This is a genomic window from Polystyrenella longa, from assembly GCF_007750395.1.
GTDB classification, from domain to species: Bacteria; Planctomycetota; Planctomycetia; order Planctomycetales; family Planctomycetaceae; genus Polystyrenella; species Polystyrenella longa.
Window position 1 is genome coordinate 4,183,613 of the sequence record NZ_CP036281.1, and the last position, 26,384, is coordinate 4,209,996.

Here is a 26,384-nt window from a genome sequence, read left to right on the forward strand (position 1 = left end):
AATCAGCGGTACCGGAACCGATTCATACCTTAATTATTCATCATCAATTATTTTACGAAGCGTTCGCAGACTTATTCTCACCAGTTGGCGAAGCTTCAGGATTGGAACTTAAGTATGTTCCAAGTTGCAACGGAGTGGCTTACGTAAGATCCCCGTGTCTTATTCATATCTGAAACTCGCTTTTATACCGGATAATTCATGATACGTACGATTCTAGTAGTCAGTTACTTTTTGGTCAGCGTAGGCGCAATTGTCACATTCGTGAACAGCGGTGACCAAAGTGCAATGCCAAATGTTCTGACTGAACGACCCGTCATCTCGATCATCGGCTTGCTGCTAATGGTCATGTCCGTTGTTGCAGTCGATTTCATCTATCCACAAAAGAAAGTCTCGACGTTTTCGTCGGTTTACTTCGGCTTGCTGACCGGATTTCTGCTTTCTTATATATTGATGCTCGCACTACGACCTGCACTCGAAAATTCGGACTGGCAGGGAATTGTCACAATCATGGTGACATTAATGCTGTCCTACATGAGCATATCTCTATTGCTACAAACACGAGACGATTTTCGTTTCATCGTGCCTTATGTTGAATTCTCTCGAGAACTCAAGGGTTCTAAACCTTTGATCATCGACAGCAGTGCCCTGATTGATGGACGAATCTCGGACGTTCTTGAGACTAAAATTATTGATGCACAGCTTGTCGTTCCCGACTTCATTCTGCATGAAATTCAAAGCATTGCTGACAGCAGCGACAAAGGTCGCAGGACACGAGGTCGCCGCGGACTGGAGATTCTCACCAAGCTGCAGAAAGATTCCGAAGTCGACCTCCGAATGATGGAGACCGATAAACGGACGTATGACGGAGTTCCCGTCGATCAGAAGCTGGTGCTGCTCGGAAAAGACTTGGGTGGTCGCATCGTCACCAATGACTACAACCTGAACAAGGTGGCCGGCGTGCAAGGTGTGCAGACAATCAATCTGAACGATGTCGCCAATGCATTGAAACCTCGCTTCCTGCCGGGAGAACACATCCGCATCAAAGTCATCAAAGATGGCGAATCGCCGGGGCAAGGCGTTGGTTACCTGGACGATGGCACGATGGTTGTTTGCGAAAATTGCAGCGACAAGAAAGGTCGCGAAGTGGAAATCGCCGTCACCAGCGTACTGCAGTCTAGTGCCGGTCGCATGATCTTCGGCAAACCTTACGACGACCGCGAAGGTTCCGAACCAATTCCACCGGCCTGACAATCAGACAATCCCAAACGGGCGTTCTCCTTTGGAGCCGCCCGTTTTTTTACATCTTGTCCGTCGTCTGAATCCCCAGCAGTTCCAGTCCCTGCTGAAAGACGCGAGCCGTTAAATCGCAAAGCACAAGTCGGCTCAGTTTGATGGCCGGATCCTGTTCATTCTTAACGTGACAGTGGCCATAGAAAGCCGTAAAGGAATTCGCGGTCTCGAATAAATACGCCGTCAAGATATTAGGACGATAGTCAGAAACGACCGATTCAATGGTTTCCGCAAAACGGATCAACTGCAGCCCGAGGGCTCTTTCAGCTTCGTGTGTGAAAACCACAGTGGCGGTGTCGCTTCGCAGTTCAGATCGATCCGCACCCACTTCACGAAAGATTCCGCCGATTCGAGCATAGGCATATTGAATGTAAGTCGCCGTGTCTCCGGTCGTCGCCAGCATTTTCGTCCAGTTGAAGACGTAATCGCTTTCCCGGTTGTGGCGTAAATCTGCATATTTGATGGCGCCGATTCCCACTAGCTCCGCGACTTCCTGCCGGGTTGCGTTGTCCAGTTCTGGATTCGGTTTACTATCGTCCCCAGCGTCAACTATCTGGCGGGCCCGTTGAATCGATTCGTCGATCAGGCTTTCCAAACCCACTGTATCGCCAGATCGAGTTTTGAATGGTTTCTTATCATCGCCCAGGACTGTCCCGAAACTGATATGCCGTAAATCGATTTTATCAAAACCCCACTTGTCTGCTGTTTCAAACAGAAGTTTGAAATGCTCTCCCTGTCGAGCGTCGACGACATAGAGAATGCTGTCCGCCTTGAGTTCTTCTACACGATATTTGATCGTCGCCAGATCGGTGGTCGCGTAGGTATAGGCTCCGTCTGTCTTCTGCACGATGAACGGGGCTTCGTTTCCTTCATGAAAGACACAGATCGCTCCCTGACTTTCCTGGGCGAGCCCCTTCCGTTCCAAATCGGAGACGACATTCCCCAGGAAAGGTTGAAAATAACTTTCTCCAAGAATCATGTCGAACTTCACATCAAGACGCTCATAGACTTCTTCAATCGCCGCGATGCAGAGAGGCAAGAATTGATTCCACAATTTCAGGTTTTCGACATCCCCTTTATGAAGTTTCGCCGTCTCTTCTCTCGCCAGTCGGGCGATATCGGGATGTGCATTTGCCTGAGCAGCTAATTCTGGAGAGCCATTCACTACGGCGATTTTCTCTTCTGCCGAGAGCAAATTCTCCTTCAAAGAAGCGAGATCATTTTTCAGTTTGCCTAGTGCTTTTCGCTGCTGCTTGTCTTTCGGATCGATTTTCACTTCCAAATCAGTCAATTGCTGAGCTGTCGCTTCGATCTTTGATTTGAGCTCGGGCACTTTCGCAACCAGCTGATGATATTCCGACAGTTGATTGACTAGTTTGTATAAGCGGGCCAGTTCCTGGACTGAAGCCTGCTTGAAGCTTTCTTCGTTCAGAAAATTCTTGTAACCGAAGATGATCATCCCGAACTGCGTACCCCAGTCACCCAGGTGATTATCACCATAAACTTGGTGCCCCAGAAAGTTCAGAATTCGACAGATGGTATTTCCGATGACCGTACTTCGCAGATGGCCAACGTGCATCGGCTTGGCGACATTTGGAGCCGAATAGTCAACGATGATCGTCTCCGGTTTTTCAGCTTTGGGTATGGAAAGCCGTTCGTCCTGCTGCATTTCACCGAGTCGTGAAATGAGCCACTCAGAATTGAATTTGAAATTGATAAATCCAGGACCAGCGACGTTGACCGATTCGCAGATTCCCTCCAGCTGAAGTTTTTCAACAAACTCATCCGCCAGTTCGCGTGGGTTTTTGCCGAGCTTCTTAGCCAGCGGCATCGCGAAGTTGGCCTGAAAATCGCCGAACTTCGTATCTTGAGCGGGCCTTACCATCTCCAGAAAGGGCGTGGGGTCTTCGACATATTCCTGGAACAGGGGACTCAATTGTTCGCGAATGACAGCCAGGGGATGCATGGGAACGAGGACCTTCTAAAGAATCGATCAGTGGAGAGGCAGGTAGAGACATCGAGATGCAACGATGGCGACGCGTTTGCGAACGACAACCCACAGTATTCCCAAACTCAGCCCAAGAGGAATTGGGGCAGCAGCCTATCGCGTGAAAATATGGGAAAGAACAGCAGTTGCGGTCCAAAATCGAACAGGTTTATTCCGCTTCTTCAGTCTTCCAGTCGACCAGCTTGGCATCTGCCCATAATCCTTCCAGATTATACATCTCGCGAGCCTCACTGCTAAACAGATGCAGGACGATGTCTCCGTAGTCGTTCAGGACCCAGACATTCGAATCGCGACCTTCCATCCCAATTCGTCCATTTCCGGTCTGCTCCAGAACACGATCGGACTCATCTGCCGCTGCACGCATCTGGCGCGGTGTGATTCCCGTCCCTAAGACGAAGAAGTCAACGATCGGAGTTACTGTAGACATATCCAGCACTACAACATCCTTGCACTTGTACTCATCCGCAACTCGTGCGCAGCGAATTGCGTTTTTTCGGCTCTCGCGTAATTGCTCCTCTCGCGAGTGGTCCATTTCAGGCTGACTAATTTCTGTGTCTCCGTTGGTAGTTTGCATTCGATTAACTTTGTTTGGTAACACCCGCGCGAACCTATTGCTGGCCCCGAAACCTGTCGGAGTCTTTTTCCACGTTAGTCGCAGCGAGGGAGTGTACACCCGAATTGGGGTGCTGGTTATCAGGATATCAATATAAAAAGCCGGAAGCGACGTCACTCCCGGCTTTTTAAGCAGAACTGAGGGAACTCTTCGATTCGGAGCCCCCTCAGGGTCTGTTTTCTCAGTAATTCATTAAAACGACTTAGAAAATCGACAGGGAGTACTGCACGATGAAGCCAGCAGCAATGACGGATACGATGCTCATCAGCTTGATCAAAATGTTCAGGCTGGGGCCGCTGGTATCCTTGAAGGGGTCTCCAACGGTATCACCAACGACGGCCGCTTTATGAGCTTCAGTTCCTTTACCTCCGTGGGCACCCGCTTCGATGTACTTCTTGGCGTTATCCCACGCACCGCCGGAATTCGCCATCATAATTGCGACTGCAAACCCTGAGGTCAAGCCCCCCACCAGCATCCCCATCACGCCGCCTACACCCAGAACAAGCCCCACCAGAATGGGCGTAACGAGACCCAACAATGCGGGAATAATCATTTCCCGCTGAGCGGCAGCCGTACTGATAGCGACACAGGCAGCGTAATCGGGTTCGGCTTCTCCCTCCATAATTCCTTTGATTTCGCGGAACTGCCGCCGGACTTCCTCGACCATATCACTGGCCGAACGCCCCACCGCCTTCATAGTCAGTGAGCAGAACACGAACGTGAGCAGCACCCCCATAAAGACACCAGCCAACACTTTGGGACTCATTAAGTTCGCATCGTAGAACCGGACGAAATCAGGCATATTGGCCGTTACCACTGCAATCGCTTTGTCTCTGTTGATCAATTGCTCCAGGTCGATGGGCACCTTCGTTCCGTAGTCCGCCTCGTGAAATGCCTTCAGTCCCCCGTCATCTTCGAGCGCAATCCCAGCTGGGAAAATCAGGTAGGACCGAGCGGTCTCCTCATCTCCAATTCGTACCCCGGCGATTCCTCTCCCGATTTTGGTCGCCTCCGCCTCCGCAAGAGAAACTGATTGGATAATTTCCGTTTCTTCGCTGGTCACCCATTGATCAATTCCGACCCGCACCTGTTCAATATAGGCTGCCAGAAGTGCCAATGCGGTTAGTGCGGCTGAACCGATAGCGAATCCTTTCCCAATGGCCGCCGTTGTATTACCCAAACTGTCGAGTGCGTCGGTCCGTTCTCTCACGAGAGGTTCCTGATTACTCATTTCTGCGTTGCCACCCGCGTTATCGGCAATCGGTCCGTAGGCGTCAGTTGCCAGAGTAATTCCCAGCGTACTCAACATCCCCACAGCTGCGATGGAGACACCATACAGGCCCATTGTTACCAATTTGGGATCCTGAAAATCGAAGCCCGTACAAAAACCAAATGCAAGCAGAATGGCCGCACTGACAACAAAAATGGGGACCCAGACGCTGTAGAGCCCTTCAGAAACTCCAGCAATAATCAGTGTCGCCGGCCCCGTTCTTGATTGATCGGCGATTCGCTTAGTAGGGGCAAACTCGGCGCTGGTGCTGTACTCGGTCCAGCGTCCAATGAGTACTCCAGAGACTAACCCGGTGACGATGGCCCCAAAGACTCCCAGCATCGACCAACCCCCTGGAAGTCCCAAGGTATTATCGGGGTTCGACGGTAATACGAGCATCAGGGTCACAAGGATAAATGCAGCGATGGCGACGCCGATGCTGGCGAAATTACTCCCTTTCTCAAGCGACTTCATCAAGGTTGACTCCGACGCTCCTTCGTCGGCTTTAACCAGAAATACTCCGAAGATGGACAGGCCAATTCCTGCGGCAGCCAATACCAGCGGCAACATCAATAACATGGCTTGAATCAGCGGATCTCCCTGGTAAGCCGCGACCCCCAGTGCCGCACTCGCGAGAATACAACCGCAATAGGACTCGTACAGGTCGGCCCCCATGCCGGCGACGTCTCCGACATTATCACCCACATTGTCCGCAATGGTCGCCGGGTTTCGAGGGTCATCTTCCGGGATACCCGCTTCCACTTTCCCGACCAGGTCAGCTCCGACATCGGCCGCTTTAGTGAAGATCCCCCCGCCGACACGGGCAAAGAGAGCCTGACTGCTCGCCCCCATGCTGATCCCCAGGATGGATAGGGTCAGTTCTGCCATACTGAGGTCGAATCCCCAATAAAGCAGGGCGAACCAGAAACAGATATCAAATAGCGCCAAACCGACCACGACCAGCCCCATGACGGCACCGCTACGAAAAGCGACCTGCAGGGCATCGTTTAAAGAAGTCTTCGCTGCCTGAGTTGTTCGTGAACTGGCCATGGTGGCCGTTTTCATTCCAAACCAGCCAGCCAGCCCCGAGTAAATAGCCCCTGTCAGAAACGAGAAGGGAACCCAAACAGATTGAGTCCGCAGCCCGAAAGCCAAAAGAGCCAGCACGATAAACGTTGCCACAACAAAAATGGCAACGACGGAATATTGCCTTGTAAGATAAGCGCGGGCGCCAGCACGCACATGTTGGGCAATCGTGATCATTTTTTCATCGCCCTCATGCTGCAGCTTCATCCAACGATAAAATCGCAGAGCGAAGAAAAGCGAAGTGATGGCCGCTGCCATGCTGACCACCCAGCAAATGACCAAGGGGATCTGATTCACGGTCGTATCTCCCTCAGCGGCAAGCAGAGGAGAACTAGTCAGCAGTAGAGAAAACAGGGCGAGAATAAGGGAACGTAAACCTAACCTGCCTCGCCGAGAATTGATTCGTTGATTGGACTTCGTCGCTGATGGTGGTGTTAGGGGTGAGGAGCACACAATCTTGTGAGAAGATTGACAAACCTGTCGAGTCGCGAGCGAAAAGAAACTCATCCTGGGGATTCGCTTTCTCTTGAAATACTTTGAACTAGGGAAGCCACCAAAAATTGGTTTTAATATCAGCAGTTTGTGAAATCAGAAAAGAAGTTCAGTGAAGGAATGCTGCCCGGCGTGAACTGAATTCCGAAATTGGCACGGCAAACCTGCTGGAAACCTGAAATAACAAATGATGAAACGAGTTAAACCGACTGAAAATCAGAAAGTACACAGACAATTCAACATGAAGATGGGATTAGAGGCAAGAATAAGAACCAATGGACGGGAACACAGATCAATCAATAGGATTGCGAATCAGAATTGGACAACATCATTGACCAGGAGATAATTGACCAAGAGTGCCCCTGAATCCTCGACGTGAAATGGTGTATCTAGCCAGAGAAAGTGGTTAACGACTCCGTTAACGTTTTATCTACATTGAATCTATCGCTAGTAATGTTCTAGTGTCAACGACATCCACAACTTCAATCAATCAACATCTCGATTTTATCGAGATCCATATTTTGTGCTGGCGGATGGTCGTAAATGCTGATTCATGTATCTGATTTTATTCCTCCGCTCCGGCCGAGGGATTCAAGTATTCTTTCAACCGGCGAAGTGCTCTCAAGTGACGCATTCCAGCGGCCGCGGGACTTAACCCGAGCAATTTGGCGACTTCTTGATTATCCAACTGCTCAAAATGGCGCATGAGGATAATTTCACGGTCGGTCTCGTCGAGTTGATCAATTGCACTCAACAGCAGCCCTGTCATCTCGCGGCGCAGGTTCTCTGCAGCCGGAGTCAGTTGAGTGTCCTGGAGTTGGACCCCCAGATTTAACGAAGAATGTTCCACCCACTGAGGAGACAGCGGTTGCTCGCGATCTAGAGAGCGTCGCTGCGCTACTCGATGTCGCCGATGCATATCGATAATTCGATCCTGGGCCAGCTGACGGAGCCAGAGATGAAACGGCATGCCTGGGTTTTCAAAGTAGGCAGCCAATCGGCGATGGGCTTCCAGCAAGACATCCTGCACAATATCGGAAGCGTCGACCCTTTGAAGCAACCGACGATCCATCCGGAGTTCGATCATCCGTTTGACCGATTCGCGGTGGCGTTCCAATAGCTGATCGCGGGCCGAGGAGTCCCCTTGTTCAGCCGCTTTCAGGAATTTTCCCGTTTGTTCTGCTTCAGGCCACATATTATTACGATTCTGCTGGACGGCGGATTCTATCGTGATCCCAAAGCTCCGAGATTGTTATTCGTCTCGATAAGCTCACTTCATTCCAGTCTCGTCAGATCACAGTCAAATCGCAATCTCTGTTGGAACCTATTGCTGCACCCCTTTTGTTAATTCCATGAAGGCCGTTTCGAGGTTCACTTCTTCCTCACGGAACAGGTTCAATTTGAAACCGGCTTCAAACAGGACGGTTGGAATTTCGCTGTAATCCATTACGTTCGGCTTCAAAGTGACATTCAATTGCTCGCCAACCATATCAACTCGATCGACAATATCCAGTTGGCCTACCAAATTGGCTGCCCGTTCTGGTTCCTCAGTCACTCGCACATACAATAATGTCGCTTCTCGTGCCTTTTTCATGACCTCATGCACATAACCATCGACGATCAAGTTTCCCTTTTCGATCATTCCTACCCGCGTACAGACGTCCGCCAATTCGGGCAGAATGTGGGAACTGACGATTACCGTTTTGTCGAGCTCGCCGAGACGTTTCAGCAGGTTTCGCATTTCGATGCGGGCACGGGGGTCGAGACCACTCGCAGGTTCATCCAACAGAAGCACGGCAGGATCGTGAAGCAACGTGCGAGCAAGTCCAATACGCTGAGTCTGACCACGTGAGAGCTGATTGACCATTGCATCTCGCTTGAAACCCATATCAACCATCTCAAGTTTTTCTTCACAGATGCGTCGTCGCTCGGAGCTTTTGATGCGGTAAGTCGAGGCGAAGAATTCCAGGTATTCCATGACGGTCATATCATCATAAACACCAAAGAAGTCGGGCGTGTAACCGACAAGTCGACGAATTTCTTCCGAGTGCGTATAGATCGATTTGCCACAGACATAGGCTTCCCCGTAGTCCGGTTCAAGCAAAGTGGCGATCATCCGCATGGTGGTTGTTTTTCCGGAACCATTCGGACCGATAAACCCGAAGACATCTCCCTCTTCGAGTTTCAAATCGATCTGATTTACGGCGAACAGATTGCCGTACTGTTTGGTGAGTTTTCGCGTTTCAATCACGGCTGAAAACTTTCGTCTTAGATGATGAAATCAGGTTTCGGATAATAATTCGGACAAGATAAGAAGCGAAATGAGAATCCATTCGTTGGATAAACCCCTCTCGTTGACGAATTTGCCCACTTCTCCAGCCTATTTTACAGGCAACAAAATACGCACGATTGTTTTTCGATAAACGGGTTCAATCGCTTGATCGTCAATTTTCGTGGTGGAAACAGGAAGGTTCAGCATGCCAAACAGAACTGCTCGTTTCATGTCCAGTTGAGGTGAGAGATCGAACCCTGCAAATGAATCGTTACTGAGAGTGTAATAACCTTCGCCACCCACTGTCTCATAAAATGTCGCAGCCCGTAAAATGGAATAAGGGTCTGTAGATAACACCTCATATTCATCAAGAGCTGTCGCCAATACATCCTGCTCTTTCTGACGACTGTTGCCAATTCGGTTCGTCAGATAGTTTTTAATCGTCCGAATGATCACCTTTCGATCGTCGGGCTTGAATTCGACATCAGTCTCCAACGGAACCAGATCTTCCGATTTACGATTGCTTCGGGGGAGATAGGCTTGATTTTCATAAGCAATAAACCACTCTTCCAGCGGGACCGGGAAGTGATGTTTCAACGTCCCGCTCAGTCGGCCGCTTGTATTCGTGGAGAGATCACTTTCGATCAGAGCCTTGGGATCGCTAGATTCCAACCAGTCAGTCTCGATGACTTTGCTCGACCATTGGCCAATCGGGATGCCCGTCATAATGCTTTCAGTTAATGAAAGATCGTACCTTGGTAAACCGAATGAAATCCCGGGGGTGCGATACATTCCGCTGAAATTCTCTTCGGGAGTACCCGACCAGCGTGTACGAGGTATGCTGAGGTAGTTGTCTGCATTCACCGTCGACGAGTCCAGTGGCGTCACTGAGGCACTCACTTGCTCGCTTTGCGGTGAATAATAACTTTGCCAGACACGGTTCCGATTTAAACCACTTTGAGCGTCGAAGTCGATCATATTGACTTGCCGCAGCAATGGCGTTTCGTGGTGCATATTGTCTGCTTTACGAAACGTGAGCAGCACGACAATACCAAGCATCAACGGAAAGCTGATCCAAGTCAGGCCAGGTCTCTTCAGAATTTTATGCGTAAGTAGATAGTCCAGCGGGCCGAGCAGAATGATGAGACCCAGAATTCGAATCATCACTTCCCAGGCACTCAGATTACGAGTCGCCTCAAACTGATCGAGCGTCCCTTGAAGTTGAGTTCGTAAAGAACTGATTCCGGCATGTACCAGGTTTTTTCCCGATCGTGAATCATCCGCGAGATCATCATTGGGAACGCGCTGAAATATCTTCGAAAAGAAAAGGGGCAAACTTTCCCAGTTGGAAAGAGGCATCTGAGTGAGGTCGATCGATGAAACCGTAATGGCTCCGAATCCGTATGCAGACTTCACGACCAATGGTCCTTCAATTGAGGCGATTTCGACTTTGCCATTCAGGCTATCAGGTTCGATACGGGCAACATCGATAATCATGCGGGCGAGTCGACCCTGGCCAACATAGTTTTCCAAGTCACCGAGATGCTTCAGGTTGTTCTCGCCATTGATTTTGACAGGAACCCATTTCGACAGGGAGCCTGCCTGCCACTGCTCAACCTGATCGCCGATCATAACCATCAAGTGACCACCCGCCTGGATCCATTTCTGTAAAAGCTGTTCCTGCTCTGGCGGTAGGTCAAAACCTTCGGCGATAATCAAAGCGTCGAACAACCGGAGAGTGTCCAGATCATTCGGTAGTTCCTCGACCGAATTCAGCGTGATCGCACGTGTGGGTTTATTGGTGGTCATCGAATCGCGTTGAGAATTGATGAAGTTCTCGGGCCAATTTTTTTTCTTCGAATTCGGTGATGGCTCTTTAGCTGCCGTTCCCCCATTTTCCGTCTCGGTAGGGTGAATGACGCCGATCACAAACAGCGACTGCTTTTGGGCAACGGGGATCGAATCGGGGTCGAGCTTTGAACTGGGAAAACTTCGTTCCGCCAGCACACTTTCCCCTAAGATCATCCGAACCGTCAGGTCCGCTTCCATCCTTCCCGGCAGAAATTTGCCTGAAAGGGTGTGAGTCCCAGCCGCAGAAATGTTTTGCGCAGACGAAACGGCGAAAGGAGCACCGTCTGCGTCGACAGAGACAAGTTCAAGTTGATAGTCACCCGGTTGCGACACAGAGACGGTCACTTCCACGGGAGCCCAGCGACCGATTTTATAAACGCCATCCAGTCCGACAGAAACGGCATCGATTTTCACTTCACTGCGCACGTCATCAAAACTGGCCGCCGGTTTTTCCTGCGCAACAACGTACTTAACCCCACTGCCGAAAAACGTCAGGCAGGTCAGGAGAATCAACATTATATAGGTGGATCGAGTGAAACCAGATCGCAGCAGACGGGAACAGAACTTCACGGTAAGACAATCACTAAGGGAGACAATCGTACTGGAGGAGTCGAAGACAATTCTCTAAAACACACTCTTTGATCGGGTTCCTGAACTCTTCAGAACCTTCCTCCATTTGCTATGGGAGGAAGCAGGACGGACCGGCTGATATGGAATTAAGAATATTTAGACGATGTTTGAGGAGAATGCCGAGAATATCCGGGAAACCAACCTGAAGGAAGTCCTCAGAAGTTCATTTCCACGATACCCGCTCGAATCGGACGATCCTCATGTGAGATGACAGGAAAACAGAGATTGGAAGATGTTGTGGAAAGGCAATTGACCAGAACAAAATCTGGCGAGAAAGGATGACACTCGCCCCGAAGCTTCTGCGAGTCCGAGTACCCTGTATACGATAACAGGCAACTGATTGTGAGGTGCGACTCGCTTGGACAGTCGGTTTTTCTGAATTTTATCTCGACCCAACGTTAAACCCAGTCACGAGACCCCGGATCCTGAACACTAGGGCACTATCCCAAAAGAAAAACCCTGTCCGGCACGAACGCCAGACAGGGTTTGATTATTTATCTTCTTACCTCTTACCGCATTATAATTACCGCGCTGTGAGAGTCATCTTGCGGATTACAGCGTTGGTCACAGCGTTAGTCACAGTGCAGGCCTCTGCGTTGGAGCTCATTATTTGTCGTCGAGCAGTTCCACGGCGGCGAATTTTTGGCCTTCCAGCATGGCCAGACTGGCACCTCCACCGGTGCTCACATGAGAAACCTGGTCAGCAAATCCGAGCTGCTGAACAGCGGCGGCGGAATCGCCCCCTCCAATAATGCTCACGGCGTCAGAAGCAGCGATCGCTTCGGCGACGGCACGAGTTCCTTCGTCGAAGGGAGACATTTCAAACACGCCCATCGGCCCATTCCAAACGACGGTTTTAGCGTTTTTGACGATCTCGGCGTAGATTTTTGCTGTTTCGGGTCCGATATCAAAACCTTCAAAATCATCTTTGATTTCACCGGCACGGACGTACTCTTTATTGCAGTCTGAGCTGAAGCCATCGCCACAATGAGTGTCAACAGGCAGGACGAGTTTGTCTCCCCCTTTATCGAGCAGTTCTTTTGCCAGACCGACTTTGTCTGGCTCTACGAGGCTCTTTCCGATCTTGCCACCCTGTGCGAGGGCGAAGGTATAGGCCATCGCTCCACCGATCAGAATTTTGTCACAAATGCCGAGCAGGTTGTCGATCACTTTGATTTTGTCAGAGACTTTCGCCCCTCCCAGAATCGCGACAAATGGACGATCAGGACTCGAAATAACATCCGTCAAGTATTGAATTTCTTTGCTGACCAGAAAACCGACCACTCGAGGTTTCCCAGCCATTGCTTCGGGTACAGCAACCATGGAAGCATCGGTCCGATGGCAGGTGCCGAATGCATCGTTACAGTAGATATCGGCCATAGCCGCCAAATCGCTGGCGAAGGTTGCATCCCCTTTTTTCTCGCCCGCATTGAATCGCAGGTTTTCGAGGACGAGCACTTCACTTGGTTTGAGGGCAGCCGCTTTCGCTTTGGCATCGGAACCGACAGTATCAGTCGCGAAGATCACCTTCTGATCGATGACCACACCGAGTCGGTCCGCCGCAGGTTTCAGGCTGTATTTGGCATCATCAGCTGTTCCGTCCCCTTTGGGTCGCCCTAAATGGCTCATCAGAATGACTTTGCCGCCTCGGTCGAGGACTGATTTAATCGAAGGCAACGCCATCTGGATTCGACGGTCGTCCGTGATCTGGAGTTGATCGTTCAAAGGAACATTAAAATCGACACGCATTAATACAGTCTTACCAGCGACATCAACATCAGTGATCGTATTTTTAGCCATCTCGACAATCTGATTCCTGTAGAAGAGTAAAAAGTTTCGAGTGCTCAACAGGAATTGACATTCCGGGAGCGAAAACCAGTAGAGAAAGGAGCCCAGCCGACAGGCCCTTCGGTTTTCGGTATCCTACCGAATTCGTCCCTCTAGGGGAAAGCATCCGGGCAAAATCTTCCCGCCCAGATTTTGTCCTGGAGAATTGTGGGGGCATTCGAAAGCAAAGAGTGCTTGAAAAAGAGGTTAGATCCCGCCAGAAACGCGAGACACATCCGCCGCCGACTAGGGACTCAACATCGAAGAGGGGGGGAAGAAATAAGCAACATGGGACCACAGCACGGCCCCCAAAAGGGGCAAAACCCACTAAACTAAGCCGTTTGGCAATAAAAAGTAGAAAATAGGGCCGCAGGGACTCGAACCCTGAACCAACAAATTATGAGTTTGCTGCTCTAACCGATTGAGCTACGGCCCTTTGTGGGGAAGAGATCTTGTCGGAAGAAATTTCCAACCAGTACGAACACTTCGCAGGTCAGCAGAATGACACTCAACCGGCCCGGTCGGTTCGCAGCATCACTATATCGCCAGACAGGCATCACTTCAAGCGGATAGTGGGTCGTGACAACGGGATAGATAAAGAGTCCTTCTCTGAGGACAGGCAGGGCTGAAACCGATAATTGGAAGCGGGTACAGTTACACCTGTTTTCGCTAATCGTTAAAGTGACGCGTAGTCTACTCCCGTTCTACTTTGAACCGAATTGAACACGTTGATGCGCCTGGTTACTTCATTTTCTATTGCGATGTTCTCGCTCGCCCTCCCCCTGATCTGCCTGCTTTTGATCGGTTGCGATAAATCGGCGACTAATAGTTCGACAAGTGACAACTCGGTTCAAATCAACGAAATCGAGATCCCTGCGAATTATCCCCTGACCGTCACGGACGAGTTGCAGCGAGAAGTGAAGATTGTCACTCCTCCACAGAGGATCGTTTCACTCTCGCCTTCGAATACAGAAACTCTATTCGTACTCGGTTTAGAAGATCGAATCGTAGGGGTCACTCACCTTTGTGACTATCCACCTGCCGCACTCGAGAAAGAAAAGGTAGGCGACTTCAACGCGAACAGCATCAGTATGGAGCGGATTATCTCGATGAAACCAGACCTCGTCATTTCGGGGGGGGGATTTCATCAGGACGTGATCAGTAATCTGACCAGATTGAATGTCACCGTCTTAGCAGTGGAACCGAAGCAGTTCGATCAGATCTATGCTCGAATTGAATTGCTGGGAAAGGTTTGTGATGTCGAACCGAAAGCGACGGAACTGGTGGAGAGCCTGAAGAAGCGAGTCGCAGTGGTCCGAAAAAGGTCTATCGAAATAAAGCCTGATCCACCTATTAAAGTCTTTTACCAAATCTGGAATGATCCTATTTCCACGACAGGGAATGTCTCGTTCATTGGTGAAATGCTTCAGACAGTGCAAGTCAATAACGTCTTCTCCGACTTGAACACAGGCTACGCCCCCATCACCGAAGAAGCCCTGTTAGTCAAAAATCCCGAACTGTTCCTGATTCCGATGTACCATGGAGGAGAGGAAGACGTAGAACAAATCCTGTCCCGTCCCGCCTGGCAGGGCATCGATGCAATTAAAAACAAACGAATTGCTTTTCTGCCTGACGATGAAGTCTCCCGACATGGGCCCCGTTTCGTTGAGGGGCTCGAAGCGATCTTCCACGCCTGCTATCCTGAAGCAACATTGGATTAACCGTCCGGTTATTCACTTCATTCTTACCTGCTCCTTAGACACTATTTACAAACTCTGGATTAACGCTGATGCCGACTGGCCAACCCTCCTCTTCCCGCTGGAGTCGATTTTTAATATTGGGCGGTGGTGTTGGTCTGTTGATGATCATCAGCCTGGGGGTGGGCGATGTCTATGTCTCACCGGGCGATGTGCTGTCCGCTCTGTTTGGTGGCGGCAATATTGACATCACAACACGAAACATTGTCACAGAACTGCGGTTACCCCGCATTTTGCTATCAGTGATCGTGGGTGCGGGGCTGGGAACAGCGGGGGCTGGCTATCAGGGTATGTTTCGTAATCCTCTCGCCGATCCGTTCGTGATCGGCGCTTCCAGCGGTGCCGCCTTTGGTGCAGCGGTCGCCATCATGATGCAGTGGGGTGACACTCCATTTGGATGGGGGGCCGTTCCCGTGTCCGCCATGGCAGGGGCAATGCTGGCCGTCGGTATCGTTTACGGAATCGCTTCTGCGGGAGGAAAAATCCCGACCGTCTCACTCTTACTGGCCGGAATCGCCGTCAGCAGTATTTTTAGTTCGATGGTCGCGTTAATCATGTTTATGAATGAAGAAAAACTGGCTCGCATTACAGGTTGGCTCATGGGAAGTTTCGCCGGAGCTAACTGGGACATCCTCTGGCCCACCGCTGCGGTCATTACCTGTTGTGCCTCATTGCTCTGGTTTTTCTCGCGAGGACTTGATGTGTTGACCTTCGGAGAAGAGAGTGCCGCATCACTTGGTTTTCAAATGAGTCAAATCAAGTTCATCGTTATTCTGTTGGCAACGCTCGCTACGGCCACAGCAGTAGCGGCAGGGGGCATCATCGGGTTCATCGGGTTACTCGCTCCCCACGGCGCTCGAATGTTATTCGGTGCCCGGCACGCGAGGGTCATTCCCGCCAGTGCCCTGATCGGCGGAGCGTTGTTACTGCTGGCAGATGATGTTTCCCGCTCCGCCATGGATAGTCGCGAACTACCGGTCGGTGTAATCTGCGCTTTATTGGGAAGCCCATTTTTTCTGTATCTACTTAAGACTCGACAGTACTCTATTGATGCAGAAGCGGGAGGTTAAACCCATGTTAAAGGCAGATCTCCTTACATGTGCCTATGGAAATAATCCAATTTTGGACCAAATCTCGGTTGAGTTAATTCCGGGAGAAGTTCTGGTTCTGATCGGTCCCAATGGTGCCGGTAAAACGACTTTAATGCGCGCGCTCTCTCGTCTGTTAAAACCGACGGCGGGACAAGTCCTATTGGCAGACGAAGATATCTGGAAGCAGAAACCAAGAGACGTTGCCCAGCGACTCGCCCTCGCCGTACAACAGGAACAACGCGACTGGGCATTGACGCTGGAAGAAGCGGTCAGTTTGGGACGGTCTCCCTATAAAGGGTGGACGGGGCGGATGGATGCCACCGACCAGAATATCGTCGAAGAGGCGATGGCTCAGATGGGGGTGCAGGAGCTGCGCGACCGCGAGATCACGTCTTTGTCTGGTGGAGAGTGGCGCCGGATGATTCTGGCACGGGTGCTGACTCAACAACCCGAAATCCTTCTGCTGGATGAACCGACCTCCGGTTTGGATTTGAAGTATCAGTATGAAATCCTGACCCTCGTCCGACAGTTGGCGCATGAGAAACAACTGACGATTGCTCTGACGCTCCACGACTTAAACCAAGCGGCGCTCTATGCCGACCGGATCGCCTTGATTTCCAAACGGAATATCGTCGCCATTGGTAAACCAGACGAAGTCCTCACACCGGCCATCATCGAGCAGGCCTATGAAGTCGAAGTCCAGGTATTGCGGCATCCGGAACACCAGACGCCTCTGGTCGTTCCCCTGGGAACGCGTTCCCGCTGAACACGCTCGCGCTGAACCATGCCGACGCCTTCGGACTTCAGTCTTCTCCGATTCGATTAGCGAAGCTGCTCGTCTTCCAAACCGTTGGAAAGTCGCGTAGGTTGCTCGAGCGTTTCTCCCATTTGCTGGTAAGCTTCCAGCGCCTGACTTGCAGTGGATCGCATTGCTGCTGTGGCCTGATCTACGGGCATTGCGTACTCCAGCATCATCTGGATGGTAGGTCCCACATGTTCCCGATTCATACGGGAAATCCAATGGTCGTGCCTTTGAATGACCTGATTCTGCCGAGCTGTTACGGGCGATTTCAGGCGGATGAAGTAAATGACTCGCTCTCCCTGCCGCAGGACGTAATGATCGTTCGATTCATGGTCTTTATTGGTGAACAGATCGATTTCAGTGTCGGTAATCACCACTTCAGTCACGAGGCCCAAATTATCAACAACTCGATAATGTCCGGGAGTTATGTCTTTCGGGAATGCTTTCTTCGCTTGGTTCTCGGCATTCTCTTCAATGCTTCGCTCACGATTCAGCGTACGTAACGACGTCTGGTGAGAAGAGAAGATGAACGGGCTGTGAACAGGTCGTTCTGCCACTGCAGGAGCTCGCTGTGGAATTCCCGCGACAACACGCAGGAACTGCCAACCATCGACACCGGCAACTCGCTTCTGCCAAATCTGGATAAGATCAACATCAGAGACTTCCTGCCAGGCGAGATAGGTTTCACGCAAGGTCGGTTCCGGCTTGTTGACTTCTTCCAGCCATCCCTTGAAGAACTCTTCATCGACGCCGATATTCATGACTGGCTCAGCAACAGAGGCCCCCTCGACTGACCGGCTGGCCAGCAATTCTGTAGAGAACTCATTCTGCTTACCCTGGTTAGGATTCCCGTACTCCTCCAGATAAGTGAAGAAATCGTACGCTCCCCCATTTGAGGTGTAATGGTGGATCGTGCCCGCGAACTGGAGACAGAACAGGGGGGTCGCGGCGATGAGAATGAAAATTGCATTGCGAAGAATCATGACGACCAAAACTCCGTCATCGGACAATTAAGTGGGGGGTGTTCCGTCTGGCAGTCAGACGGGCGCAGAATATTCTATCTCCGGGTGAAGATCCCGGTTGGGTTCCTTTCTCTTGTCGGACTCTGCGGATCAGCTGGTTCAGGTGAGATAGGTGATTTCTGAGAAGCGACACACTTTGACGTAAAATGCAGAGGTTTTTTTAATTAGTCCGGTTATAACAGGCCGCTTTCACAAGGGTTTAGCCTCAAATGGTCCCCAGATGGCAAAGCGTCAAATCCGTACCGCCTTTAATGCCATAAATCCGCTTAAGCGATGTTCACCCGTTCCAGTTTGCTAAATTCACTGATTTGTTAAGCCTCAACCCGTTCTGCCCTCTTCCGGTTTGCGGTACACTGGGCGAAAATCCCCCCCTCAGGCTCGCAAATTTCCATCGACTGGCTGAACACAGTTCCGCTCTCTCCCCCCTTGTTTGATCCAATATGACGACTGCCGATACCTATAAAGTTCAACCTGTTAATGTCTCCTTGCGCGGGGAAGTTCAGCCCCCTGGCTCTAAAAGTATCACGAACCGGGCCTTTATCACCGCAGCGCTGGCCAGAGGGAAAACTCACTTGACCGGTGTCCTGCATTCTCGTGACACCGAAGTCATGGTCGAAAGCCTGCGAAAACTGGGTGTGCAGGTAGAGCAGGATTTATACGCCTGCACTGCCACCATCACGGGCTGTGGCGGCCGCCCTCAACTGAAACCCGAAAATGGTGCGGACCAAGTTGAGCTGTTCCTCGAAAACAGTGGAACCAGCATTCGGTTTCTGACTGCGCTGGTCGCCCTGGCTAAAGGGACATGCCGACTGGATGGCATCGAGCGCATGCGGGAAAGACCGATCGAACATCTTCTCGAAGCCTTGCGGCAACTGGGAGTCGATTGCCAGAGCGAACTCGAAACAGGCTGCCCCCCCGTCCTCGTCAAGGCCGATGGGATTCAGGGTGGCCAGGTTGAAATTGCCGGGAATCTTTCCAGCCAATACCTGAGCGGCCTGTTGATGGCGGCTCCAGCAGCGAAAGAGAAAGTTGAGATTTCTATCCAGGGCGATCTGGTCTCTGTTCCTTACGTCGACATGACATTAAAAGTCATGAAGGCCTTCGGTGTTGATTGTAAAACAACGGAAACAAAGAAGTACGTTGTTTCGCCACAGAAATACATCGGACAGAACTACCACATCGAACCCGATGCCTCCGCTGCCAGCTATTTCTTCGCGGCAGCAGCCATCACGGGTGGGCGCGTAACAATCCACGGGCTTCATCGAAATTCATTGCAGGGCGATGTCCGCTTTGCGGAAGTGCTCGAAGAAATGGGTTGCCTGGTGACATGGCTCCCGAACAGTATTACTGTAGTAGGAAAACCGCTGCAGGGAATTGATATCGACATGAATGATATCAGCGATACAGCACAGACGCTTGCTGTAGTTGCCCTGTTTGCGGAAGGCCCCACGAGTATCCGCAATGTCGAACATATGCGGCACAAAGAAACAGACCGCGTTGAAGCGATTGCCGTTGAAATGCAGCGGATGGGTATCAAAGTCGAGGTGTATCCCGATGGGCTGACCATCTATCCCGGCCCAGTTCAACCGGCCGTGATTGAAACCTACGACGACCATCGCATGGCGATGAGCTTTGCTCTGGTTGGGTTACTACACGAAGGAATTCAAATCTCCGATCCGGGCTGCACTTCTAAAACGTATCCCCACTTCTTTACAGACCTCGAAAAATTATGTAATCAATCTCAGTTGTAATGATTGCCCCAGTCACAATGACTAGTTGAAAACTCTTTACTTTTCCCGTAGCACCTTAATTCATCGAATAGCACTCTTTTCCTATGAAGCCACGCCCCGAATCATTCGAACCTCGCGAAAATCGTCGACGTCCTTTCAAACAACGTCCGGAGCAACGACCTCCTCAAAAGTCAGAGTTTCGATCTCGTCCACCAGAGGAATATGTTCCGACACCAAAGTCATCGCGTCAACTCGCCTTCTTTCTGTTACAGGATGGCGACTTGCTCTGTGAGCGAAAACGGACAGCACAGCCGAAACAATTCGCCACAGAACGTCTTGAATCCGCTTTTACAGAGTACTCGCTTTCACCAGAAGAGCGGCGTCTGTCGCAGGAGTTACTCAACGGGACATTAAGGCGTAAAGGGACGCTCGATATGATCCTTTCCGCCTGTTGCGAACGCCCATTGAGCGAAATCGAACTGGAACTGGTCTGGCTGATGCGAATAGGCGCTTACCAGATGGTCTTTCTCGATTCGATCCCAGACCACGCCGCCGTGAACGAAACAGTCGACGTTGCGCGTTGGTTTGGAAAACCGCGTTGGTGCAATTTCTTAAATGCCAACCTTCGCTCCGTCAGTCGTCTCTTGGAAGAAGCGGGGGACGAGAAGCTGGTAACCCATTTGCTCCCCACTCGGAACAATCAGGTCCGAAATCTGGGAAAACCGATATTCACGGATCCGGATGTCGATCCGTATCGGCATCTGTCGGAAACCTGTAGTTTTCCTCTCTGGCTACTCAAACGATGGAAACAGCATAACGACATCGACGAACTGAGACGTCTTTGTCAGTGGTTCAATGAACCGGCAGCTCTTTACCTGCGGACAAACTCATTGAAGACAAGTCGTGAGGAACTGCTCGACCTGTTTGCTAAAGAATCCGTAGAAGCGAGTGCGGGTGAGGCCCCATTCAGTATTCGGTTGGATAAATCTTATCCCGTGAAAAACCTGCCTGGTTTTGAAGAAGGTCTCTTTACAGTTCAGGACGACACCCCCCAACAGGTCTGCTCAGCACTCGCTCCTCAACCTGAGGAAGAAGTCTGGGATATGTGTGCCGCACCGGGCACCAAATCGACCTGTTTGGCGGAAATGATGCAAAACAAAGGTCTGCTGCTGGCGACCGATATCAACCCGACACGTATCAAACGTATCCGTGAAAATGCGGACCGATTGAATCTGGACATCATAAAAACAGAGATTCTCCGTGAACGTCCCCCTTACACGATTAAGGGAACGTTCGACGCGATCCTGATCGATGCTCCCTGTTCCAATACTGGTGTGTTGGGTAAACGGTCGGAAGCACGCTGGCGATTGAGAAAAGAGGACATCACCGAGTTGGCGCACTTACAGCGACACTTGCTGGAGTCTGCACTTTCTTTCCTGAAGCCAAACGGAAGAATCGTTTATTCGACTTGCAGTATTGAACCGGAAGAGAATGAAGAGCGAATCAAAAGCTTCCTGCAGGGGCATCGCGAGTTTGAATTGAAGCAGGAAAAACGATTCATCCCGGGCCAACCTGCTGACGGTGGATATTTCGCGTTACTCGTTCGCTGAGAAGCGTTCCGTCTACTGTCGTTGCTGTTGGGCCTTGTCCAAGGTGATCCGCGATTGCCAATCAGGGCTTTGTGGCCCCGGGCTCTTTGATCCGTTGGGGCTGGACTCTTGCGGAGGTGCGGCATATGGCTGCGCGGATCGCACTGGTCCCGAAGAAGGTGGCACGCGCAATTGCTGTTGATGGCGATACCGTAATCGCATTTGTTCCTGTTGCTGGAACGCCTGCATTGTGGGTCGGTAATTCGGATCCTGGATGGTGTGACTTACCATCTGCAAGCCTGACGACTGTTGGGGCGAAAGAACAACTTCGGACGGGATTTTGCGGAACGAATTCACCATTCGATCGGTACCGTTCTCCACACCGTTCAACAGGTTCTCGTCCAGAACCTGCACGACGATTCTCTGGCCGAACCGGTAGACTTCCCAGACACCATACTGAGTACCATCAATTCCGCTATGCAGTAAATGAGTTCCCGGCAACTGGTTCCGGCCCATTGACGACGCAAGTAGGTGATCGAGATCGAGACCGCGATGCTGAACCCAATCGACAGTACGGTTGATTCGCTGCATGTTTCCGAGTGAGGTCACGCTGTAGTCACCAATCGACGTCATCGGCAAGTCAACGGCATGAACCCCTTCGGAGATCCAGCCACTACTGTTGCTACGCACATTTTGATCGAAACGCTCAACCGAATTCAAAACCTGAACCTTCTGGCTCGATAACGGTGCGATGATGTCATCGAATAACTTGATCACGTTCCAATCGGAAACGGCGATCATATTATAAGCGATGTTATTCAGGTCGAGGCGACTGGAAGGTCGGTTGATCGAGACGGGCAGATAGGGATACGGTTTTTTCTCAACGTAGTTCAATCCGTTCCACGCATTAAGGTTGAGCTGTTCCCAGTACAAAGGCTCCTTTCGCACCGCTGGTACGAATTGCCCTGTATGGGCCACTGGCTGCATTATCGAGGATTGGCTGGAACCAGATTCATAAATCTGTCGCAACGGAATCCCATCAAAATCGTGAGGGTCCGTTTCCATTCCGATCATATCGAGGATAGTCGGAGTCAAGTCGGTTAACCGGCTCGGCTCTTCAATACGAGCCCCCCGCCGGACATTCGGGCCCGAGACGAAAAACGAAGCGCGGGTTGCGTCCGCAAAGGGATAACCATGCATCGTTCCCGTCGACCCCTGCTGTCCAAAGTACCATCCGCGGCGTGCTGTCACGACCAAGTCCGGTGCATACTCAGGTTCCCGGTATTCCAGGTTTTTCTGCCAGAGCATATGTCGGGTCAATGTGACGACCGCATCGGGATACGTTGTGTCCGCAGTTAGTCTGAGCCAGTCTCGTTCTGTTTGGTAACGATTTAAATCTTGTGGCGTAATCGTCTGGGATAATCCCAGCGGGTCGGTAATCGGAGCCGACACCTGACGGAATTTCACAAAACCTTCGCTGGTCGGTTGGACGTCAGTCACCACCTGATAACGATAGGCCCACTTTTGATTCTCCAGGCGTTTTCGATGAATGACCGCCTGCCCACGATCAACAGTGCTGATGAGAATCGAGCTTTCATCCAATCTCATCATCACCAAGTCAATCGGATGCACCTGTCGTCCCTGCTCGTCTGTCGTTCGCGAAGAAAGAATCGCGTTGATCAGGTTAACAGGCTGCTGTCCCTGTTTGATCGGATAGGCGAGCATCGACGACGGTTTAAACTCTCCCACCCATTTACCGCTGTGGAAGTGATCGCGGGGAAGGTAGATACGTGCGGCTCCGTCTGAATCACCATCAATAAAAACGAAATCCTGGGTTCCATCTTCCGGGTGACGATTCCAGAATCGATGTTGACGAACCGACATGCCCATACCGCCCCCAACCCAGCCACCATTGTTCGATAACTGACGTGGCTGGTGGAACAATTCATTCGCGATATCAAAGTGTTTGAGGTGAGTCTCCTGGCCACCATGATGACCATGATCGCTGACCAGTATGAAGTAGGTCGAGTTGATTTTGCCCTGCTTTTCGAGCTCGTTCACGATGTGACCGATATGCACGTCTGCTTCGGCAATGGTGCGACGGGTGATTCCAAACTGACCACGCGAACTCTTATGTGAAATGGAATCGGTCTCGGGCAACCAGACGACAGTCACCGGTCGATCCCGATGCATCAGGTTGCGAAGGGTATAATGCGTATTGGCGTCGTCAACGTATTTGTAACTTTCATGGGCACTTAACATCGGCATTTCCCGCACGATGCTGCGTGTCCAGAGCAGGGGAGGGACTTCGGTCATCATCGGTAAGATACCAGTCGCCCAGTCCGATCCTTGTGAACGCAAGTGACCAAAGAGAGGCTGAACTCCGGATGTAGTGCTTCCTTCAAAACTTTCTGCTGCCGCATCCCCTTTCAACTTCCCAACGGAAGCGGATTGAGCTTTATGAATCGCCCCATCCAGTCCTTGTGGTTTAAGTAATCGAGCGGATCGACTCGGCCCCAGAGGTTCCAGGTAGGATTCAGAAACCAATTTGAGACGACTGAAGCGAACTTGTCCCTTTAGTCCGTGACGGTCTGAGAAACAGCCTGTCCACATGGTACCGTTCGAAGTAATTGTGTCTGAGGGAAAAGCAGTGCAATTACGACTCATCCAGGTACCACCCGAGACAAACAACCGATTGATATTCGGCAGATGCCCCATGGCGACCATTTCCCGAACAACATCCGGGCGCAAACCATCGATGTAGAAGACCATAACCTGCGAATTTGGAACAGGTCGTCCCGGCACGGCTGCGGCGGTAACGACTTCTTCCTGTTTGAAAGGTTCCAGATATCCTCCACGTGTGATGGTGACGGAAAAGAAACCTTTGTTGTCGCTGCAGTCATAATCGTTGATTCCCAGAAACAACGGTCCGGACGCAGGTGCGTAGAATGATTTTTGCGAACCGACATAAAAAGGGGCACCGTTGCCAATACGGCCGATTAACGCATAAGGGGGAGCAGGTCCACGGGTGGCTGAGGGGATGGGAAAGAACTCGTCGACCACCTTCTCGGAATAATGGTATGTACCCGTGGGGCCGCATTCCGTGGGGATGTTTTTATCAAAGTATTTTCGCTCATAGAATTCGATTTTACCCTGTGCCTTGAGCGTAACAACTTCTCCCTGCTGCACGTGAATGCGGGTGTCGCTCCAAGTGGCCGTCGCAGGAACTCTTAAGCCGATCGGTTCGGAAGCGATTTGTTTCTGTTGTGGAGAAACCACGAGCGATTGGCTGGGCACCGGTTGCAGATAAATACCGGGCGCACTGAGTGACTGAGTTTGTGCCTGAAGGAGAGACCCCAGAAACAAAAACGAAGTCGAGCTGATCAAGAGCATTTTGATCGTCGTTTTCAATCGAGTTAAACGGCGATAGCTCTTATCAGATGTAGATCGAGAATTCAGGTTCATGTCAGCGCAACACGTTCACCAGAGGAATGATTACAGTGCGTATAGCTGACAGAATCGTCACTTTTGGTTCGATCGCCTGAATCAATCCAACCGATGCGGACGAGGAACGATTGACCTGTGAGTGTTCTACCGGATGTACCTTATGTACCGGTTAGTTAAACTTTAACGATTACAGGGGTTCTCGGTCCTCCCTGCGTTGAGAAGCCTCGTTAGAACTTCTTCTGACTTAGAACATTTTCTGACACTGGGAGCAAAAGAAGGTTGAACGTTGCGCCTGCACGATTCGTTCTATCCTGGTCCGTCGACAGCGGGCACAGAACTCGCCCCCTTTCTGATACACGCGATGCTCATTCTGGTAACCGCCATCCTGATTGAGAACATTCCGGTACGTACCATCGCTTAATGTTGAACCTTCGTATCGAATGGCCGTTTCCAGGACTTCGCGAATCGATCGTACCAATGGTTTTATCAAGCGAAGGGGAACTCGGTTTGCCTCAGTCTCCGGATGAATTCGGCAGAGATGCAGAATCTCACTTGCATACAGATTCCCAATTCCGGCTACCAGCTTTTGGTCCAGAAGAGCAACTTTGATGGGCCTCGCCGTCCGCTGGAGACGTTTGTGCAGATCATCAGGGGAAATGACCAACGCGTCCGGACCTAATTTGCCCGAAGTCAAGAACGCATCGAATTCTCTCTGCGAATACAGCGTGACTGTACCCAGCCCGCGGCGATCCCAGAAGGAGACGTTCGGTTGCGGGGCTCCCTTCGACTCCGATTCGAAAACAAACTCAAACCGCAAATGTTCGCGGGAGGGAGGGTCGTCAACCAGCAACAGGCCCGTCATGCGGGGTTCAATGACCAGGAAGTGATCATTTGAATCGTTCTTTTGAAGCCGAACAACGATCCGTTTGGCAATGCGAAAGACCTCCGCAACGACACTTCCTTTCAGTCGACGAGCCAGAGCAGGAAATCCAGGTTTGAAAGAGAGAGGCTTCCGGACACAGGGATATCGACGTAATTGGGCGAGCATCCGACCCTCCATGAAGGGACGGGCGCCGCGAACCATCGTTTCGACCTCAGGCAGTTCCGGCAAGGGACAAATCTTTCTATTGGCTGGTCGTTCAACTGGCAGGTACTGAATGAAGGTCAATTCCGCCCCGCACAAACGGCAATCTGGTGTATTCCTCGCTGCTCCGCCTAATCGGCTCAGGCGGCGCGAAAAACGCCCCTTGAACCAGCATACTTCCCCCAGCTTCTCGAAGGAAGGATCGGGAATTTTCAGCGCTTTTATGCATTCTCTGGCTTGAGCCTTGGACGTCAATTTGAAGAGAATGAGAAAACTGGAAAACTGCTTGACGCAGGCGTTCGTGGGGGTGATGCTAGTATCGGAAGGAAGCGGTCTGTAGCGCTCAAGGCGAATTCGCTAATTGAGAGCAGTTCAGGCCCGTCGACGGGATTTATCCGGAGCGTTATTGGCGTCTTCGGCTGCTGCGAACGGAGTCACGCAACACGCCTCTCTGCGACTATTGGAACTTGGGGTTCGCTCTTATTTTAGAGGGAAAATCGTTCCGGTCCAGAGGGAGAATAAA

At 51.1% G+C, this 26,384-nt stretch carries 16 protein-coding genes and 1 tRNA gene; 6 read left to right on the forward strand and 11 right to left on the reverse strand.

The features are described 5' to 3' along the window. Positions 1-198: 198 nt before the first annotated feature. Positions 199-1,248: a PIN/TRAM domain-containing protein gene (locus Pla110_RS15420; protein WP_144996807.1), complete on the forward strand. Its 1,050-nt coding sequence runs from the start codon at positions 199-201 to the stop codon at positions 1,246-1,248. Between the two features lie 49 nt (positions 1,249-1,297). Here Pla110_RS15420 and argS read toward each other — a convergent pair whose 3' ends face one another. The 8 genes from argS to Pla110_RS15460 all read right to left on the reverse strand — a co-directional run bounded on the left by argS (position 1,298) and on the right by Pla110_RS15460 (position 13,775). Further along, entirely contained in the window at positions 1,298-3,256 is a 1,959-nt protein-coding gene (gene argS / locus Pla110_RS15425; protein WP_144996809.1) for an arginine--tRNA ligase, read from the reverse strand. A gap of 190 nt (positions 3,257-3,446) precedes the next feature. Next, positions 3,447-3,872, reverse strand: coding sequence for a ribosome silencing factor (gene rsfS / locus Pla110_RS15430; RefSeq protein WP_231742503.1), 426 nt, complete (start codon positions 3,870-3,872; stop codon positions 3,447-3,449). Positions 3,873-4,113: 241 nt separating this feature from the next. Beyond that, on the reverse strand, positions 4,114-6,555 hold the full coding sequence (locus tag Pla110_RS15435) for a sodium-translocating pyrophosphatase (protein ID WP_390620503.1): 2,442 nt from the start codon (positions 6,553-6,555) through the stop codon (positions 4,114-4,116). Between the two features lie 769 nt (positions 6,556-7,324). Next, positions 7,325-7,954, reverse strand: a complete 630-nt coding sequence (locus Pla110_RS15440; RefSeq protein ID WP_144996811.1) for a sigma-70 family RNA polymerase sigma factor — start codon at positions 7,952-7,954, stop codon at positions 7,325-7,327. 129 nt (positions 7,955-8,083) lie between these two features. Beyond that, positions 8,084-9,010 carry an ABC transporter ATP-binding protein gene (locus tag Pla110_RS15445; RefSeq protein WP_144996813.1) on the reverse strand — a complete coding sequence of 309 codons (927 nt, stop codon included), beginning with the start codon at positions 9,008-9,010 and terminating at the stop codon, positions 8,084-8,086. Between the two features lie 129 nt (positions 9,011-9,139). Next, entirely contained in the window at positions 9,140-11,398 is a 2,259-nt protein-coding gene (locus Pla110_RS15450; RefSeq protein WP_144996815.1) for a hypothetical protein, read from the reverse strand. Between the two features lie 720 nt (positions 11,399-12,118). Next, entirely contained in the window at positions 12,119-13,312 is a 1,194-nt protein-coding gene (locus Pla110_RS15455) for a phosphoglycerate kinase (RefSeq protein ID WP_144996817.1), read from the reverse strand. A gap of 389 nt (positions 13,313-13,701) precedes the next feature. After that, positions 13,702-13,775 (reverse strand) — tRNA-Ile (locus Pla110_RS15460). A gap of 295 nt (positions 13,776-14,070) precedes the next feature. Between Pla110_RS15460 and Pla110_RS15465 the strand changes: the two genes are divergently transcribed. From Pla110_RS15465 to Pla110_RS15475, 3 genes are all read left to right on the forward strand, one after another. Further along, entirely contained in the window at positions 14,071-15,060 is a 990-nt protein-coding gene (locus Pla110_RS15465) for an ABC transporter substrate-binding protein (protein ID WP_144996819.1), read from the forward strand. Between the two features lie 68 nt (positions 15,061-15,128). Continuing rightward, a complete protein-coding gene (locus Pla110_RS15470; protein ID WP_144996821.1) occupies positions 15,129-16,166 on the forward strand; it encodes a FecCD family ABC transporter permease in 1,038 nt (345 codons plus the stop codon). A gap of 4 nt (positions 16,167-16,170) precedes the next feature. Continuing rightward, complete coding sequence (locus tag Pla110_RS15475) at positions 16,171-16,953, forward strand: ABC transporter ATP-binding protein (RefSeq protein WP_197440236.1); 783 nt, start codon at positions 16,171-16,173, stop codon at positions 16,951-16,953. A 56-nt stretch (positions 16,954-17,009) separates the two neighbouring features. On the opposite strand, the gene Pla110_RS15480 is transcribed toward Pla110_RS15475, so the two are convergent. Beyond that, positions 17,010-17,972: a hypothetical protein gene (locus Pla110_RS15480; protein ID WP_144996825.1), complete on the reverse strand. Its 963-nt coding sequence runs from the start codon at positions 17,970-17,972 to the stop codon at positions 17,010-17,012. Between the two features lie 479 nt (positions 17,973-18,451). Here Pla110_RS15480 and aroA point away from each other — a divergent pair, with 479 nt between their 5' ends. Beyond that, a complete protein-coding gene (aroA, locus tag Pla110_RS15485) occupies positions 18,452-19,762 on the forward strand; it encodes a 3-phosphoshikimate 1-carboxyvinyltransferase (protein ID WP_144996827.1) in 1,311 nt (436 codons plus the stop codon). A gap of 83 nt (positions 19,763-19,845) precedes the next feature. Next, entirely contained in the window at positions 19,846-21,351 is a 1,506-nt protein-coding gene (rsmB, locus tag Pla110_RS15490) for a 16S rRNA (cytosine(967)-C(5))-methyltransferase RsmB (RefSeq protein ID WP_144996829.1), read from the forward strand. 12 nt (positions 21,352-21,363) lie between these two features. On the opposite strand, the gene Pla110_RS15495 is transcribed toward rsmB, so the two are convergent. Together Pla110_RS15495 and mutM are read right to left on the reverse strand one after the other, a co-directional pair. After that, positions 21,364-24,795: an alkaline phosphatase family protein gene (locus tag Pla110_RS15495; protein ID WP_144996831.1), complete on the reverse strand. Its 3,432-nt coding sequence runs from the start codon at positions 24,793-24,795 to the stop codon at positions 21,364-21,366. A 226-nt stretch (positions 24,796-25,021) separates the two neighbouring features. Continuing rightward, on the reverse strand, positions 25,022-25,888 hold the full coding sequence (gene mutM, locus Pla110_RS15500; protein WP_144996833.1) for a bifunctional DNA-formamidopyrimidine glycosylase/DNA-(apurinic or apyrimidinic site) lyase: 867 nt from the start codon (positions 25,886-25,888) through the stop codon (positions 25,022-25,024). Positions 25,889-26,384 lie beyond the last annotated feature (496 nt).

Coding starts and splice junctions, on each gene's coding strand:
- rsfS (WP_231742503.1), bottom strand. CDS start 3,872: ATGCAAACTACCAACGGAGACACAGAAATTAGTCAGCCTGAAATGGAC.
- Pla110_RS15420 (WP_144996807.1), top strand. CDS start 199: ATGATACGTACGATTCTAGTAGTCAGTTACTTTTTGGTCAGCGTAGGC.
- Pla110_RS15455 (WP_144996817.1), bottom strand. CDS start 13,312: ATGGCTAAAAATACGATCACTGATGTTGATGTCGCTGGTAAGACTGTA.
- Pla110_RS15450 (WP_144996815.1), bottom strand. CDS start 11,398: ATGTTGATTCTCCTGACCTGCCTGACGTTTTTCGGCAGTGGGGTTAAG.
- rsmB (WP_144996829.1), top strand. CDS start 19,846: ATGAAGCCACGCCCCGAATCATTCGAACCTCGCGAAAATCGTCGACGT.
- Pla110_RS15470 (WP_144996821.1), top strand. CDS start 15,129: ATGCCGACTGGCCAACCCTCCTCTTCCCGCTGGAGTCGATTTTTAATA.
- Pla110_RS15495 (WP_144996831.1), bottom strand. CDS start 24,795: ATGAACCTGAATTCTCGATCTACATCTGATAAGAGCTATCGCCGTTTA.
- Pla110_RS15475 (WP_197440236.1), top strand. CDS start 16,171: ATGTTAAAGGCAGATCTCCTTACATGTGCCTATGGAAATAATCCAATT.
- aroA (WP_144996827.1), top strand. CDS start 18,452: ATGACGACTGCCGATACCTATAAAGTTCAACCTGTTAATGTCTCCTTG.
- Pla110_RS15465 (WP_144996819.1), top strand. CDS start 14,071: ATGCGCCTGGTTACTTCATTTTCTATTGCGATGTTCTCGCTCGCCCTC.
- argS (WP_144996809.1), bottom strand. CDS start 3,256: ATGCATCCCCTGGCTGTCATTCGCGAACAATTGAGTCCCCTGTTCCAG.
- Pla110_RS15480 (WP_144996825.1), bottom strand. CDS start 17,972: ATGATTCTTCGCAATGCAATTTTCATTCTCATCGCCGCGACCCCCCTG.
- Pla110_RS15440 (WP_144996811.1), bottom strand. CDS start 7,954: ATGTGGCCTGAAGCAGAACAAACGGGAAAATTCCTGAAAGCGGCTGAA.